Annotated in this window: 9 protein-coding genes; 5 read left to right on the forward strand and 4 right to left on the reverse strand. The window is 71.4% G+C overall.

From position 1 onward, the window contains the following. Positions 1-34: 34 nt before the first annotated feature. From KV106_RS27670 to KV106_RS27680, 3 genes are read right to left on the reverse strand one after another with little or no spacing between them, the layout of a single operon-like run. The gene (locus KV106_RS27670; RefSeq protein ID WP_261213891.1) at positions 35-1,276 is read right to left on the reverse strand and encodes a TIGR03862 family flavoprotein; all 1,242 of its coding nucleotides are present in this window, start codon (positions 1,274-1,276) and stop codon (positions 35-37) included. Further along, a complete protein-coding gene (locus KV106_RS27675; protein ID WP_261213892.1) occupies positions 1,273-4,536 on the reverse strand; it encodes a UvrD-helicase domain-containing protein in 3,264 nt (1,087 codons plus the stop codon). The genes KV106_RS27670 and KV106_RS27675 overlap by 4 nt, the downstream gene beginning before the upstream one ends. Beyond that, positions 4,533-7,118 carry a PD-(D/E)XK nuclease family protein gene (locus KV106_RS27680; protein WP_261213893.1) on the reverse strand — a complete coding sequence of 862 codons (2,586 nt, stop codon included), beginning with the start codon at positions 7,116-7,118 and terminating at the stop codon, positions 4,533-4,535. The genes KV106_RS27675 and KV106_RS27680 overlap by 4 nt, the downstream gene beginning before the upstream one ends. A gap of 157 nt (positions 7,119-7,275) precedes the next feature. Here KV106_RS27680 and trxA point away from each other — a divergent pair, with 157 nt between their 5' ends. Both trxA and rho read left to right on the forward strand, forming a co-directional pair. Next, positions 7,276-7,608: a thioredoxin TrxA gene (gene trxA, locus KV106_RS27685; RefSeq protein ID WP_057594218.1), complete on the forward strand. Its 333-nt coding sequence runs from the start codon at positions 7,276-7,278 to the stop codon at positions 7,606-7,608. A 188-nt stretch (positions 7,609-7,796) separates the two neighbouring features. Beyond that, positions 7,797-9,062 (forward strand): transcription termination factor Rho, encoded by a 1,266-nt coding sequence (gene rho / locus KV106_RS27690; protein WP_057594219.1) that lies wholly within the window; start codon positions 7,797-7,799, stop codon positions 9,060-9,062. Positions 9,063-9,128: 66 nt separating this feature from the next. Here the strand turns inward: rho and KV106_RS27695 are convergent, their stop codons facing one another. Further along, positions 9,129-10,196, reverse strand: a complete 1,068-nt coding sequence (locus KV106_RS27695) for an oxidoreductase (RefSeq protein ID WP_261213894.1) — start codon at positions 10,194-10,196, stop codon at positions 9,129-9,131. A 136-nt stretch (positions 10,197-10,332) separates the two neighbouring features. On the opposite strand from KV106_RS27695, the gene KV106_RS27700 reads away from it, so the two are divergent. From KV106_RS27700 to KV106_RS27710, 3 genes are all read left to right on the forward strand, one after another. Beyond that, positions 10,333-10,605: a type B 50S ribosomal protein L31 gene (locus tag KV106_RS27700; protein WP_057594221.1), complete on the forward strand. Its 273-nt coding sequence runs from the start codon at positions 10,333-10,335 to the stop codon at positions 10,603-10,605. A 93-nt stretch (positions 10,606-10,698) separates the two neighbouring features. Further along, positions 10,699-12,462, forward strand: a complete 1,764-nt coding sequence (locus KV106_RS27705) for a hypothetical protein (protein WP_057594222.1) — start codon at positions 10,699-10,701, stop codon at positions 12,460-12,462. Next, positions 12,459-13,805: an MATE family efflux transporter gene (locus KV106_RS27710; RefSeq protein WP_057594223.1), complete on the forward strand. Its 1,347-nt coding sequence runs from the start codon at positions 12,459-12,461 to the stop codon at positions 13,803-13,805. The genes KV106_RS27705 and KV106_RS27710 overlap by 4 nt, the downstream gene beginning before the upstream one ends. Positions 13,806-13,830: the final 25 nt, after the last annotated feature.

Below are 13,830 nucleotides of genomic sequence, written 5' to 3' on the forward strand. Positions count from 1 at the left end.
CCGGAACGGGAGCCGCGCAAAAAAATCCAAAGCCTCACGACAGTCCCAGCCGCGCGAGCACGCCACGCGCGGCCGCGACGCCGCTGGCCATCGAGGCCGTGAGCAGGTAGCCGCCGGTCGGCGCCTCCCAGTCGAGCATCTCCCCCGCCACGAACACGCCGGGCAGCGCGCTGGCCATCAGGTGGGCATCGAGCGCATCGAAGCGCACGCCGCCCGCGGCGCTGATCGCCTCGTCGACCGGGCGCGCGGCCAGCAGCCGCAGCGGCACGGCCTTGATCGCCTGCGCGAGCTGCAGCGGATCGTGCATCGCCTCGCGGCTCAGCACCTCGTAAAGCACGCCGGCCTTGATGCCTTCGAGGCCGAGCCGGCTCTTGAGGTGGCTGCCGAGCGAACGCGCGCCGCGCGGATGCCTGACCGCGGCCAGCACCTGCTCGGCGCTGCGGTCGGGCAGCAGGTCGAGCAGCAATGTGGCGCTGCCGTTCGCGGCGATCTCGTCGCGCAGCAGGGCCGAGACGGCGTAGACGAGGCTGCCCTCGATGCCGCCCGCCGTGGCGACGAACTCTCCCTTGCGCGCGAAATGACGGCCGCGGCTGTCGGTGAACGACACGGCCACCGACTTGAAGGGCTGGCCCGCGAAGCGCTCCGAGAAATGCGCGCTCCAGCCGCTGCCGTCGAAGCCGCAGTTGGCGGGCTGCAAAGCGGCCACCGCCACGCCCTGCGCCTGCAGCCGCGGCGCCCAGGCACCATCGGAGCCGAGCCGCGCCCAGCTCGCGCCGCCGAGCGCGAGCACCACCGCATCGGCCGAGGCCTCGACCTCGCCCGCGGGCGTGTCGAAGCGCAGCACGCCGGGCGAGACCGCGGCATCGCCGGTCCAGCGGTGCCGCATGTGGAACTGCACGCCGGCCTCGCGCAGCCGGTGCAGCCAGGCGCGCAGCAGCGGCGCGGCTTTCATGTCGGTGGGGAACACGCGGCCCGAGCTGCCGACGAAGGTCTCGATGCCCAGGCCCGCGGCCCATTCGCGCAGTTGCGCGGGACCGAAGGCCGCGAGCATCGGCTCGAGTTCGGCGCGGCGTTCGCCGAAGCGGCCCACGAAGGCCTCGAAGGGCTCGGAGTGCGTGAGGTTGAGCCCGCCGCGCCCCGCGAGCAGGAACTTGCGCCCGACCGAAGGCATGGCGTCGTAGAGGTGCACCTTCGCACCGGCCGCGGAGAGGATTTCCGCCGCCATCAGGCCGGCGGGGCCGCCGCCGATCACGGCGACGGTGGGAGAAGAAGTCATTCGAGGTTCACCAGTTCGCCCTGCCCGGTCAGGAACGCGGCGCGTACCGTGGCACCGGGATGGGCCTGCTGCACGGCCGCGCGGTAGCGCTGCATCTGTGCGATGAGCGCGGCATCGCGCTCGGGCCTTGCGGCCGATTTGTAGTCGAGGATCCACCAGGTGCCGCTGGCGCGCTCGCGCACCAGCCGGTCGATGCGCAGCGTGTCGCCTTCGTGCACCAGCGTGACCTCGTTGCCGTGCCAGTCGATGGCCTCGAGGTTCCAGGCCCAGGCGCCCGCGCCGGCGCGGATGCGCGCGGCCAGCGCCGCGGCGCCGCGCGCCTGCTGCGCGTCGAGCAGGAACTCCTGCGCCGCCGCGCGCACATGGGCCGCGGGCAAGGGCTCGCCGGGCACCGACCATTCGAGCAGGCGATGCATCGCCTGGCCGAAGGCCGCGGCGCGTGCGTCGAGCGTGGCCGCCTTTTCCTTGCGCGCGACGGGCACCGGCGGCGTCGCGGAAGCGAACACCGGCAGCTCGTGGATCGCGAAGACGGCCTGCGCCTGCGCTGCGACCGGCGCCACCAGCGGCTCGTCGGCAGCTACGGTCTCGCAGGCCTCGGCCAGCCGCGCCCACCAGCTGCCCTCGTTGGCGCGCGCGGGGCGCACCGACGACAGCACCAGCCGCGCGCGGGCGCGCGTGGTCGCGACATAGAGGCCGTTGAGTTCCTCGCGGTGGCGCGCGCGCTGCTCGTCGAGCAGCAGCGATGCCGCGCAGGCCGGCGGCGTCTTCTCGCTCGCGAGGAAGACGAAGCGCGTCGGCACGCGGTCGCCGCCCTTCCACTCGACCAGCACGCCCATGGTCTGGGCGCGCGGCGGCGGCGCGTCGCAGTCGAGCATCAGCACGGTGTCGGCCTCGAGGCCCTTGGCGCCGTGCACCGTCAGCAACTGCACCGCCTCGGGCGCGGCCACCGACGGGGCGCGCACGCCGCCGGCGCGCAGCGCGCGCACCAGCGCATAGGGCGTGACGAAACGCGCGCCGTCGATGTCGAGCGACGCGGCCAGGAGGCCGCGCAGATTGGCCAGCGCGCCCTGGCGCAGCGCGGCGGGCACGGCCGCGCCGAACTTCGCGAGCACGTCGCCGTCGTGGAAGACCGCGTCGAGTGCGTCGTGCGGCGGCAGCGTGGCCAACCAGCGCTGCCAGCGCTTGAGACGCGGCGCGGCCTCGGCCAGCGCGGCCGGCAGGTCCTCGCCGGTCTGCAGCAACCGGAACCAGCTCCAGCCCGGCAGCGCGCGCTGGCGCAGCGCCAGTTGCACCAGGTCGTCGTCGCCGATGCCGAACAGCGGCGACTTGAGCGCGCGCGCCAGCGAGAGGTCGTGCGCGGGCGAGACCAGCGCATCGATCAGCGCCACCATGTCCTGCACCTCGGGCGCGTCGTGCAGCTCGTTCTTCTCGGGCTGCTGCACCGGGATGTGGCGCTGGCGCAGCGCCTCCTGCATCGCGGCGAGCCGGCTGCGGCGGCGCGACAGCACCATGATCTGGCGCGGCGGCGTGCCGTCGGCGATCAGTTGCGCGATCCAGCGCGCGGCCTGCTCGCATTCCTTCTGCAGCAGCTGCTCCTCGGGCAGCACGCGCGGCGTGACCAGGCTGTCGCGCCAGTGCAGCATGCCGTCGTCGGCCGGTGCCGCCTCGGCCGCGGCTTCGGCGGCATCGCGCTCGATGGCCGGCAGCTTCAGCAGCGCGCCCTCGTCGCTGCGCTCGGTGGTATGGGCACGGAAGCCGTCGAACTCGCCGGCCTCCTGGGCGGCCAGCATGGCCTGGTTGACCAGGCCCACGACGGCGCGCGCATTGCGGTGCGTGTGGTCGCAGTTGAGCAGCTCGCCGCCCAGGCCCTCGCGCACGAACTTCTTCGCGGCGATGAAGACCTGCGGCTCGGCGCGGCGAAAGCGGTAGATGCTCTGCTTCGGATCGCCCACGACGAACACGCGCGGCGCGCTGCTGCCCGCGCCCACGTAGGCGCTGAGCCAGCCATAGAGCGCCTGCCACTGCAGCGGGTTGGTGTCCTGGAACTCGTCGATCAAGAGGTGCGCGATGCGCGCATCGAGCCGCTCCTGCACCCAGCCCGAGAGCGCCGACTGGCCCAGCAGCAGTTGCGCCGCCTGCTCGACGTCGTTCATGTCGACCCAGCCATGGGCGCGCTTGACGCCCGCGAAGGCATCGATCAAAAGGCGCGTGAGCCGCGTCATGCGCTGCTGGTAGAGCCAGGCCGCATGCTGGGCCTGCGCGGCACACAGCAGCTGCAGTTCGGCCTCGGCCTCCTGCGCGGCCGGGTACTTCTGCAGGTTCTTGTTGAGCCGGTCCTCGGTCGCGACGAAGAAGCTCTTGCGCAGCAGCGCGAGCGCCGAGGGCAACGCGGACTCGGCCGGCTCGCCGGTGCCGAAGATGTCGATGACGGCCTCGGCCGCCTTCTGCGGCGTCTTGTTGGTCTCGCGGCCGAGCGCGGCGGCACGGTCGAGCCAGCGCCGGCGCACGGCCTCGCCGCGCAGCGCGTCGGTCGGCGTGTCGAAGCCGGCCAGCGCCGGGTGCAGGTCGGCGAAATGCCGCACCGCCTCGGCCGGTTCGGCGAGCGAGAACTCCACGCGCCGCGTGAGCGCCTCGCCGAGCGCCTTGGCGGTCTGCGAGCGCCCGTAGGTGGCGACCACCGCGTAGTAGTCGGCCAGCGCGTCGGGATCGGCGGTCACGGCCTCGAAGAAGGGGCGCCAGGTGCGCGAGCGCGCCTCGGCATCGTCCTCGAGCAGCTCGTAGTTCGACGGCAGGCCGAGCTCGCGCAGCACCGCCAGCGGCGCATTGCGCAGCAGGCCCGCGAACCAGGCGTGGAAGGTGCGGAACTGCACCGGCCGGCCGCCCTCGAGCAGGTGCCGGTACAGGCCTTTCAGGCGCGGCGCGGCGGCCAGCGCCTCGGCCGGCGGCATGCCGCGCATCACGAGTTCCTTGACCAGCTCTTCGGGCTCGCGCTCGGCGAAGGCCTCGAGCCACTGGTCGAGCCGCTCGCGCATCTCGCCCGCGGCCTTCTTGGTGAAGGTGATGGCGAGGATCTCGTGCGGCTGGCAGGCGTTGGCGCCGTCGTCGAGCAGCGCGCGCACGATGCGCGACACCAGCATCCAGGTCTTGCCCGCGCCCGCGCAGGCCTCGACCGCCACCGAGCGCCGCGGATCGCAGGCGACGGTGTAGAAGGCCTCGCGCGGCACGCGCTGGCCGTTGTGTTCGTAGGCGGCGCCGTTCATGGCGTGCTCCCCTGCAGCACGGCGGCGCCGGCATCGTCGCTCCAGAAGTCCTTGCGGCACAGGCCGCGCGCGGTGCAGTGCTCGCACACCGTGCCCTCGCCCAGCGGCGGCAGCGGCGTGCCTTCGGCGATGCGGCGGAAGTCGTCGAGGATGCCGGCCACCAGCGCATCGCGCGCCTGCACCACCACCGGCTGCTCCACCGTCTGCGTGCCCGAGGACTTCTCGCCCACGTTGACGTAGGCCGCGCGCAGCGTGTCGTCGGCCACCAGCGCGGCATAGAAGGCGAGCTGCGTGTCCTCGGTCGGTTCCTTCACGCGCTCCTTGGTCACGGCCGAGGACTCGGTCTTGTAGTCGATCACGAAGGGCTGGCCGTCGGGCATGCGGTCGATTCGGTCGAGCCGGCCCACCAGCTGCAGCGCGCCCAGCGGCTGTTCCTTCCAGGGTTCGGACTCGACGAAGACGGCGCCCGCGGCCTCGTGGCCCGCGAGCCAGTCGAGGTAGCCGTCGCGCACCGCGGGCCAGGCCGCGGCGAAGGGCAGGAACTCGGCGTCCGACAGGCCGTATTCGCGCGTGGCGCGCACGGCCGCGTCCTCGATGTAGCGCAGGCGCTCGCCGGCGTCGCGCGTGGGCGTCTCCCGCAGCGTCTCGTGGAAGTGGCCGAGCACCGCATGCAGCCAGTTGCCGAAGTCGCGCTTGTCGACCTCGGCATCGAGCTCGTCGGCGCTGCGCAGGCCGAGTTGGCGCAACGCGAAGAAGCGGTAGGGACAGCGGCGCAGGTCTTCGTAGACGCTGGTCGACACGTTGCGCAGCGGCAGCAGCGCGCCCGAGGGCGTTGGATAGAGGGTGGGACGCACGGGCACATCGCGCCGCGTGCGCGGATCGTCGGTGAACGCGAGCGCATGGTCGAGCTCGAGGCCCTGCACCAGCGGGCTGGGCCGCACGGGCTCGCCGCTGGCATCGGCACCGCGCCACAGCAGTTCGCACCAGGGATTGCACAGGGCCGCGTTCCAGGCCGCGCGCTGCGCCGCCTCGAGCGCCTCGCGCGAAGGCAGGCCGAGCTCGAGCCGCTGCGCGGCGCTCCAGTTGCCGGGCGGCTCGGGCGACGCGGGCAGGCGGCGGTCGTCACAGCCCGGGATCAGGATCGCGCCGAAGGCCCGGCCCAGCAGCTGGTGCAAGGGCAGCACGATCACCTGCGGTATCTCGCCGTTGACGGGCGGCACGAAGCTCGCGTCCTCGAGCACGTCGCGCACCCAGGCCGTGAATTCGGAGAGCGTGTGGCGCCCGCCCGGGAAAGCCTCGTCGTCGCCATGCGCGCCGGCGTCGAGCCACAGTGCCGAGATCACCTTGCCGCCCGCGAGGTCGGCCTCGAGCGGCTCCCACTGGCCGGCCGCCTCGAGCAGCGCGCGCAAGGCGACCAGCCATTCGGCGAGCGGGCGCGCACGCGCCATCGGTGCGCGGCGGGCCTCGATCTCGTTCGTGAAGGGCATCAGCGCGACGTCCTGCGGCTTCTCGCTGCGCGCGGCCTGCGCGCACCAGGCCGACCAGTCGCGCACGCCTTCGCGCCGCAATCTCGACTCGAGTCCCTGCACCGCGAGCGCATCGCCGTCGTTGCCGCTCTTGAGCCAGTCGAGCACCTGGTCGCTGCCGGCGTCGTGCGCGCAGGCGCGCAGCGCGCTCATCAGCATGGCGGCCGCGCGCGTGGTCGAGAGCTTCCAGCCGGTCTCGTCCTGCGCCGTGACGCCCTGCCCCTTGAGCCGCGCGCCGATGCGGCGCGTGAGCGCGCGGTCGGTAGCGACCAGCGCGACCGGGCTGCGGCCCTCGGCCAGGTGGCGCAGCGCGCAGGCCGCGGCGAGCTCGGCCTCGTCCTCGGGATCGATCGCGACATGGGCCGCGGACTGTCCGCGCGGCGCGATGGCGGGCACCAGCGACAGGCGCACGGCGCGCTCGCCCCACAGGCCGCACAGGGTCTGCGTCAAGGGATCGGTCTGGAAGCCCTCGAGCACGATCAGCACGTCGATCTGCGCGCGCGCGGGCTCGCGCAGCAGCACGTCGGTGGCATAGCTCGCGTTCGCGGCCCAGGCGACCGCGATGCGGATCAGCGCGCTCTCGATGCGGAACCACTCCGATTCGCTGCCCGCATCGGCCACGCTGGCGGCGCGCTCGGCCCAGGCGCTGCCGCGTTCTTCGGGCGCGACCGCGGCCGCGAGCGGCGCGAGCTGGTAGGCCAGCTCGACCACGCGGCCCGCGAGCGCGAAGCGTTCGGCGCCGAAGCCGGTCTGCGAGAGCAGGCCCTGCGCGGTCACGAGGTCGCGCGCCATGTCGAAGGCGATGTCGTAGCCCGAAGGAACGAAGCCACCCGCGCTGCGCGCCCAGTTGCGCGTGGTCTCGAAGCGCGGCACGAAGCCCGGCGAGCCGCAGCGCGCCCACATGGCCTGCGCCACGCCCATGAGCTGCGCATAGGGCACCAGCACCATCGTGCGCGCCGCATGCGCCTGGCGTTCGGCGAGCACGCGCACGATGCGCGCGACCACACCATCGGCAGGGTCGCACCACAGGGCCTGGGCGGGATGGCCTTCGTTCATGTTCTGTCGCGGGGGATTTCGTAGCGGGGCCGGGTCGCGACGAGGGCTCTGGCTATCGGCGCCATAGCCTTCGTGCATGCCACGTCACCCCTTGGTTTCTGTCACAATGACCCGCACTGTAGCTGCACCGAAACTCCCCGCGCACAAGGACTCCATCATGGCCAGCGAGCTGATCAAACACATCTCCGATTCCTCCTTCGAAGCCGACGTGCTCAAGTCCAGCCAGCCCGTGCTGGTCGACTACTGGGCCGAATGGTGCGGCCCCTGCAAGATGATCGCCCCGATCCTCGACGAAGTGTCGAGCGCCTACGAAGGCAAGCTGCAGATCGCCAAGCTCAACGTCGACGAGAACCGCGACATCCCCGCCAAGTTCGGCATCCGCGGCATCCCCACGCTGATGCTGTTCAAGGACGGCCAGCTCGCCGCCACCAAGGTCGGCGCCATGAGCAAGGCCCAGCTCACCGCCTTCATCGACCAGCAACTCGCCTGAGTGCTTTCAAACCGGCCAGCGCGCAACGCGTTGGCCGGCGCGTTTTTCCTGTCATAATCACCAGCAGATCGCCGGCCCTTTCAGGTAGCCGGTTCGAGTTCCCCGGTCAGTGAGGCAGTTCTCGCCTCACATCGAACCACCCCCCTGTTCTCCGTTTCCCCTCGATTGCCCCCGCAAGGGGTCGTTCCATGCACTTAAACGAACTCAAGGCACTCCACGTGTCTGAAGTCCTCAAGCAGGCCGAAGCGCTTGAGATCGAAAACGTCGGCCGCATGCGCAAGCAGGAGCTGATGTTCGCGATCATCAAGAAGCGCGCGAAGGCCGGCGAACAGGTCTTCGCCGACGGTGTGCTCGAAATCCTGCCCGACGGCTTCGGCTTCCTGCGCAGCCCGGACACCAGCTTCACCGCCAGCACCGACGACATCTACATCAGCCCGAGCCAGGTGCGCCGCTTCAACCTGCACACCGGCGACATGATCGAGGGCGAGGTGCGCATTCCGAAGGACGGCGAACGCTACTTCGCGCTGACCAAGCTCGACGCCGTCAACGGCGGACCGCCCGAGCAGAACAAGCACAAGGTGATGTTCGAGAACCTGACGCCGCTGTTCCCCAAGGAGCAGATGCGCCTCGAGCGCGACGGCATCAAGGGCGAAGAGAACATCACCGGCCGCGTGATCGACATCATCGCGCCCATCGGCAAGGGCCAGCGCGCCCTGCTCGTGGCACCGCCCAAGAGCGGCAAGACGGTGATGATGCAGCACATCGCGCATGCGATCAGCGCCAACTACCCCGAGGTCCACATGATGGTGCTGCTCGTCGACGAGCGCCCCGAAGAAGTGACCGAGATGCAGCGCACGGTGAAGGGCGAGGTCATCGCCTCCACCTTCGACGAGCCCGCCGCGCGCCATGTGCACGTGGCCGAGATGGTGATCGAGCGCGCCAAGCGCCTGGTCGAGCTCAAGAAGGACGTGGTGATCCTGCTCGACTCGATCACGCGTCTCGCACGCGCCTACAACAACGTCGTGCCCTCGTCGGGCAAGGTGCTGACCGGCGGCGTCGATGCCAACGCGCTGCAGCGTCCCAAGCGCTTCCTGGGTGCCGCTCGCAATGTCGAGGAAGGCGGCTCGCTGACCATCATCGGCACCGCGCTGATCGACACCGGCAGCCGCATGGACGAAGTGATCTTCGAAGAGTTCAAGGGCACCGGCAACTCCGAAATCCACCTCGACCGCCGCCTCTACGAGAAGCGCGTGTTCCCCTCGATCCAGCTCAACCGCAGCGGCACGCGCCGCGAAGAGCTGCTGCTCGCGCCCGAGATCCTGCAGAAGACCCGCATCCTGCGTCAGCTCATGTACAACATGGACGAGATCGAGTCGATGGAGCTGATGCTCAAGAACATGAAGGCGACGAAGACCAATGTCGAGTTCTTCGACATGATGCGTCGCGGGGGTTGAGCCGGTCTTCGACCGAAGCTCGCCTCCCAAAAAGCGCGCTGCATCTTGCGATGCAGCGCGCTTTTTTCATGGGCGCGCGACGGGCAGCGCGCGGCCTTCCTCGGCGCTGCGCCGGCCGAGATCGAGCAGTTCCATCAGCGCCACCGCCTGCTCGGGCGGCACCGGATTCGGCCGCTGGCCGAGGATCGCATCGCGCACGGCCGCGTAGTACGCGACGTAGTCGCCCGCACGCGTGGGCCAGGCGCGCTTCGCCACCGTGCCGTCGGCAGCAGGCAGCACGAGCTCGCCATCGAGCGGATCGACGCCCCACCCCGTCCTCGGCGGCCGCTGGCCGGCGCGCAGCGCGTCCTCCTGCGGATCGACGCCGTGCTTGACGTAGCTGCCGCGCGTGCCGTGCACGAGATAGCGCGGCGCGGCATGGGCCGCGAGCGTGGTCGAGTGCAGCACCACGCGCAGCGGCGCATGCGGCCCCGACTCGTAGCGCAGCACCGCATGGAAGTAGTCCTCGACCTGGGCGCCATCGCGCAGCACGGCGGTGTCGAGCTGCAGGGTGTCGGGCATGCCGAACAGCTGTACCGCCTGGTCGACCAGGTGCGCGCCCAGGTCGACCCAGATGCCCGCGCCCGGCACCTTCTGCTCGCGCCAGCGCTCGCGCACCTCGGGCCGGTAGCGGTCGAAATGCGATTCGACATAGACCGGGCGGCCCAGCTCGCCGCTGGCCAGCAGTTCCTTCAGGGTCAGGAAATCGGCGTCGAAACGACGGTTCTGGTAGACCGTGAGCACCAGTTTGTTGCGCTCGGACAACGCCTGGAGTTCGCGCGCCTCGGCGGCGTCGAGCGTGAAGGGCTTGTCGACCACCACGTGCTTGCCGGCCAGCAGTGCCGCCTTCGCGACCGGATGGTGCTGGGCGTTCGGCGTGGCGACCACGACGAGGTCGATGTCCTGCCGCGCGACCAGCGCCGCCGTGTCGGGCACCACGGCCACGCCGGGCCAGTCGGCATGCACCTTGTGCGGCTGCGAACTGGCCACGGCCGCCAGTTCGAGGCCGGGCACGGCCGACAGCACGGGGGCATGGAAGGTCTGGCCGGCAAAGCCGTAGCCGACGAGGCCGGCGCGCAGGGTTGGGGAGGTCATGGGAGGGCTGGTTTCGCAGGGGGACGGGCCGAACTGGCCGTCATCGGCCCAGTATGCGATAATCGGCGGCTTCGCGAAAAGTGCGGCCGGCGTCCTGCCCGCCAGTGGCTCTCGCATCGACCCCCAAGGAAACACCATGGCAAAAGAAGGCATCCACCCGAATTACCGCGATGTCCTGTTCGTCGACATGTCGAACGGCTTCAAGTTCGTGACCCGTTCCTGCGTGAACACGAAGGAAACCGCCAAGGCGGACGACGGCCGCGAGCTGCCCCTGTTCAAGCTGGACACCACCAGCGAATCGCACCCGTTCTACACCGGCACCCAGAAGTCGGTCGACAACATGGGCGGTCGCGTCGAGAAGTTCCGCAACCGCTTCGGCAAGACGACCGGCGCCGCTGCCTCCAAGTAAGGCACGCACCCAGGCTCAGGCCTGGCGTCGAGGGCAGCCCGGGTTACCGCGCTGCCCTTTTTGTTTCCCCCACCCGCCGTCGCCCATCGCCCTTTGAACCAGCCCACGCCCGCGATCGTTGCCCAGAATGCCGTGCGCCGGCTGCCGCGCATCGCGCTGCTGCTGCTGTGCGCCGCCTACCTGCTGCCGGGGCTGGTCGGCCGGGGACCCTGGAAGAGCGCCGACATCACGGCCTTCGGCTACATGGCCGAGCTGGCGCGCAGCACCGAGGGCCTGGCGCGCTGGTTCGATCCTCGCCTGCTGGGCATCGCGCCCGAAACGCCCGCGCTGGTGCCGTACTGGATCGGCGCGCTGGCGATCAAGATCGCACCCGCCTGGCTGCATCCCGACTTCGCGGTGCGCATCGTGTTCGCGCTGCTGCTGTGGGGCACCTTCACCGCGACCTGGTACGCGGTCTACTACCTGGCCCGCACCGCGCGTGCCCAGCCCGTGGCCTTCGCCTTCGGCGGCGAGGCGCGGCCGACCGACTACGCGCGCGCCATGGCCGACGGCGCCCTGCTCGCGCTGATCGCCTGCCTGGGCCTGGCCCAGCTCGGCCATGAAACCACGCCCGCGCTGGCGCAGCTCTACTTCGCCTCGCACCTGTTCTACGGCGTGGCGGCCCTGCCCTACCGGCGCGCCGGGCCGGTCATCGCACTGGTGGTCGGCACGCTGGGCATGACGCTCAGCGGCGGCCCGACCGTCGGCCTGGCGCTGGCCACGGGCAGCGTGCTGTTCATCGCCTACGAGCGCCGCCGCATGCGGCGCGCCGCCGAGCCCGCGAGCACCGGCTGGTCGGGCATGGGCGAGGACGAAGGCCCGGGCTACACGCGCGGCGCGCTGCTCACCATGGCCGGCGTGACGCTGCTGGCCGCGGCGCTCGCGATCGGCCTCGGCCTGCTGCAATGGAAGATCGACCTGCCCGGCGCTCATCCAGGCACCTCGATCATGGGCGACATCCGCAGCCAGGCCCGGCTGCTGCTGTGGTTCACCTGGCCGGCCTGGCCGCTCGCGCTGTGGACGCTGTGGCGCTGGCGCCGGCAACTCGCGGCGCGCCATGTGGCGCTGCCGTTCTGGTTCGCGCTGGTGCCGCTGGCCGCCACCTGGACCACCGACTACTCCGACCGCTCGCTGATGCTGGCGCTGCCCGCGATGGCCACGCTCGCGGCCTTCGCGCTGCCGACCTTCCGGCGCAGCGTGGCGGCGCTGGTCGACTGGTTCACCCTGCTCTTCTTCAGCGGCCTCGCGCTGCTGGGCTGGATCTACTGGATCGCGATGCAGACCGGCTACCCGCCCAAGCCCGCGGCCAGCGTGGCGCGGCTGGTGCCGGGTTTCGTGCCCGAGTTCTCGCCCATCGCCTTCGTGCTCGCGCTTGCCGCCACCATCGCCTGGTGCTGGCTGGTGCGCTGGCGCACCGGGCGCCACCGCGCGGCGCTCTGGAAGACGCTGGTGCTGCCGGCCGGCGGCACCGCGCTGTGCTGGATGCTGCTGATGACGCTGTGGCTGCCGCCGATCGACTACGCGCGCAGCTATGCGCCGCAGGTGCGCGCCGTGACCGAGCGCGTGGGCCATCCCAAGTGCGTGGCTGAGCTCGCGTTGAGCCGTGCCCATATCGCGGCGCTGCAGTACCACGGCCGCTTCGACCTGCAGCCGCTGCTGCTGGGCACCGACTGCCCGTGGCTGCTGGTGGGCCCCGAGACCATCGAGCGGCTGCACACCATCATCTCGCTCGACCAATGGCGCTTCGCGGGGACCCTGCGCCGCCCCAGCAGTCCCTCCGACGACCTGCTGCTGTACGAGAAGATCGCGCCGAGGTGAGGGGCGAACGCGGTCTGATCGCCCGCCACGCGGGCACGGTGCTGGTCGGCCAGCTCGCCGTGATGGCCTTCGGCGTGACCGACACCATCGTGGCCGGCCGCTATTCCGAGGACGCGCTGGCCGCCCTCTCGGTCGGCGCCGCCATCTTCGTCAGCGTCTACGTCTCGCTGATGGGCGTGCTGCAGGCCCTGCTGCCGGTCTGGGCGGAGCTGCACGGCGGCGGCCGCGGCGCCGAGGTGGGCCGCTCGGTGCGGCAGTCGCTCTACCTCGCGGGGCTGGCGATCGTGGTGGGCATGGCGCTGCTGCTGCTGCCGGGGCCGGCGCTGCAATGGACGCAAGTGCCGCCCGCGATGCGCGGCGAGGTCGAGGCCTACCTCGCGGTGCTGGCCTTCGGGCTCGCGCCCGCGCTGCTGTTCCGCCTGTTCAGCACCCTGAGCCAGGGCCTGGGCAAGCCACAGCTCGTGACCTGGCTGCAGCTCGCCTCGCTGGCGATCAAGCTGCCGCTGTCGGTCTGGTTCACCTTCGGCGGCGCGGGGCTGCCGGCGATGGGCCTGGTCGGCTGCGGCTGGGCCACGCTGGCCGTCAACTGGGCGATGCTGGGCTGCGCCGTGTGGCTGCTGCGCGCCAGCCCGTTCTACCGCGGCTACCGGCTCTGGCAACCGATCGAGAAGCCCGACTGGGCGCAGATCGGCCAGTTCGCGCGCCTGGGCGTGCCGGCCGGCCTCGCGGTGCTGGTGGAGGTCACTTCGTTCACGCTGATGGCGCTGTTCATCGCGCGCCTGGGCACCACCGCGGCCGCGGCGCACCAGATCGCCGCCAACCTGCTGGCCGTGGCCTACATGGTGCCGCTGTCGCTCGCGATCGCGACCAGCGCGCGCGTGAGCTTCTGGCTCGGCGCCGGCGATCCGGCGCTGGCGCGGCGCGCCTGCCGCACCGGCTTCGAGCTGACGGTGCTGTGCGCGCTGCTGTTCGCGCTCGCCATGGGAGGGCTGCGCTTCCAGCTCGCGGCCGTGTATTCGGACAAGCCGGCCGTGATCGCGCTCGCGGGCGCGCTGCTGCTGGTGGTCGCGCTCTACCACTTCGCCGACGCGCTGCAGACCCTGTGCGTGTTCGTGCTGCGCTGCTACCGCGTCACGCTCGCGCCGCTGGCGATCTACTGCACGCTGCTGTGGGCCGTGGGCCTGGGCGGCAGCTACCTGCTGGCCTACCGCGGGCTCGGACCCTGGCCGGCCATGCAGTCGCCGCTGGCGTTCTGGATCATGGGCGCCGCCGCGCTGACGGTCACGGCCCTGCTGTTCGGCGCGCTGCTGCGCTGGACGATGGCGCACCGCGTGCGCGGCTGATCGGCTGAACTGCGAAAGCGCCGCG

The sequence above is a fragment of the Variovorax endophyticus genome (assembly GCF_025376855.1).
Lineage (GTDB): Bacteria > Pseudomonadota > Gammaproteobacteria > Burkholderiales > Burkholderiaceae_C > Variovorax.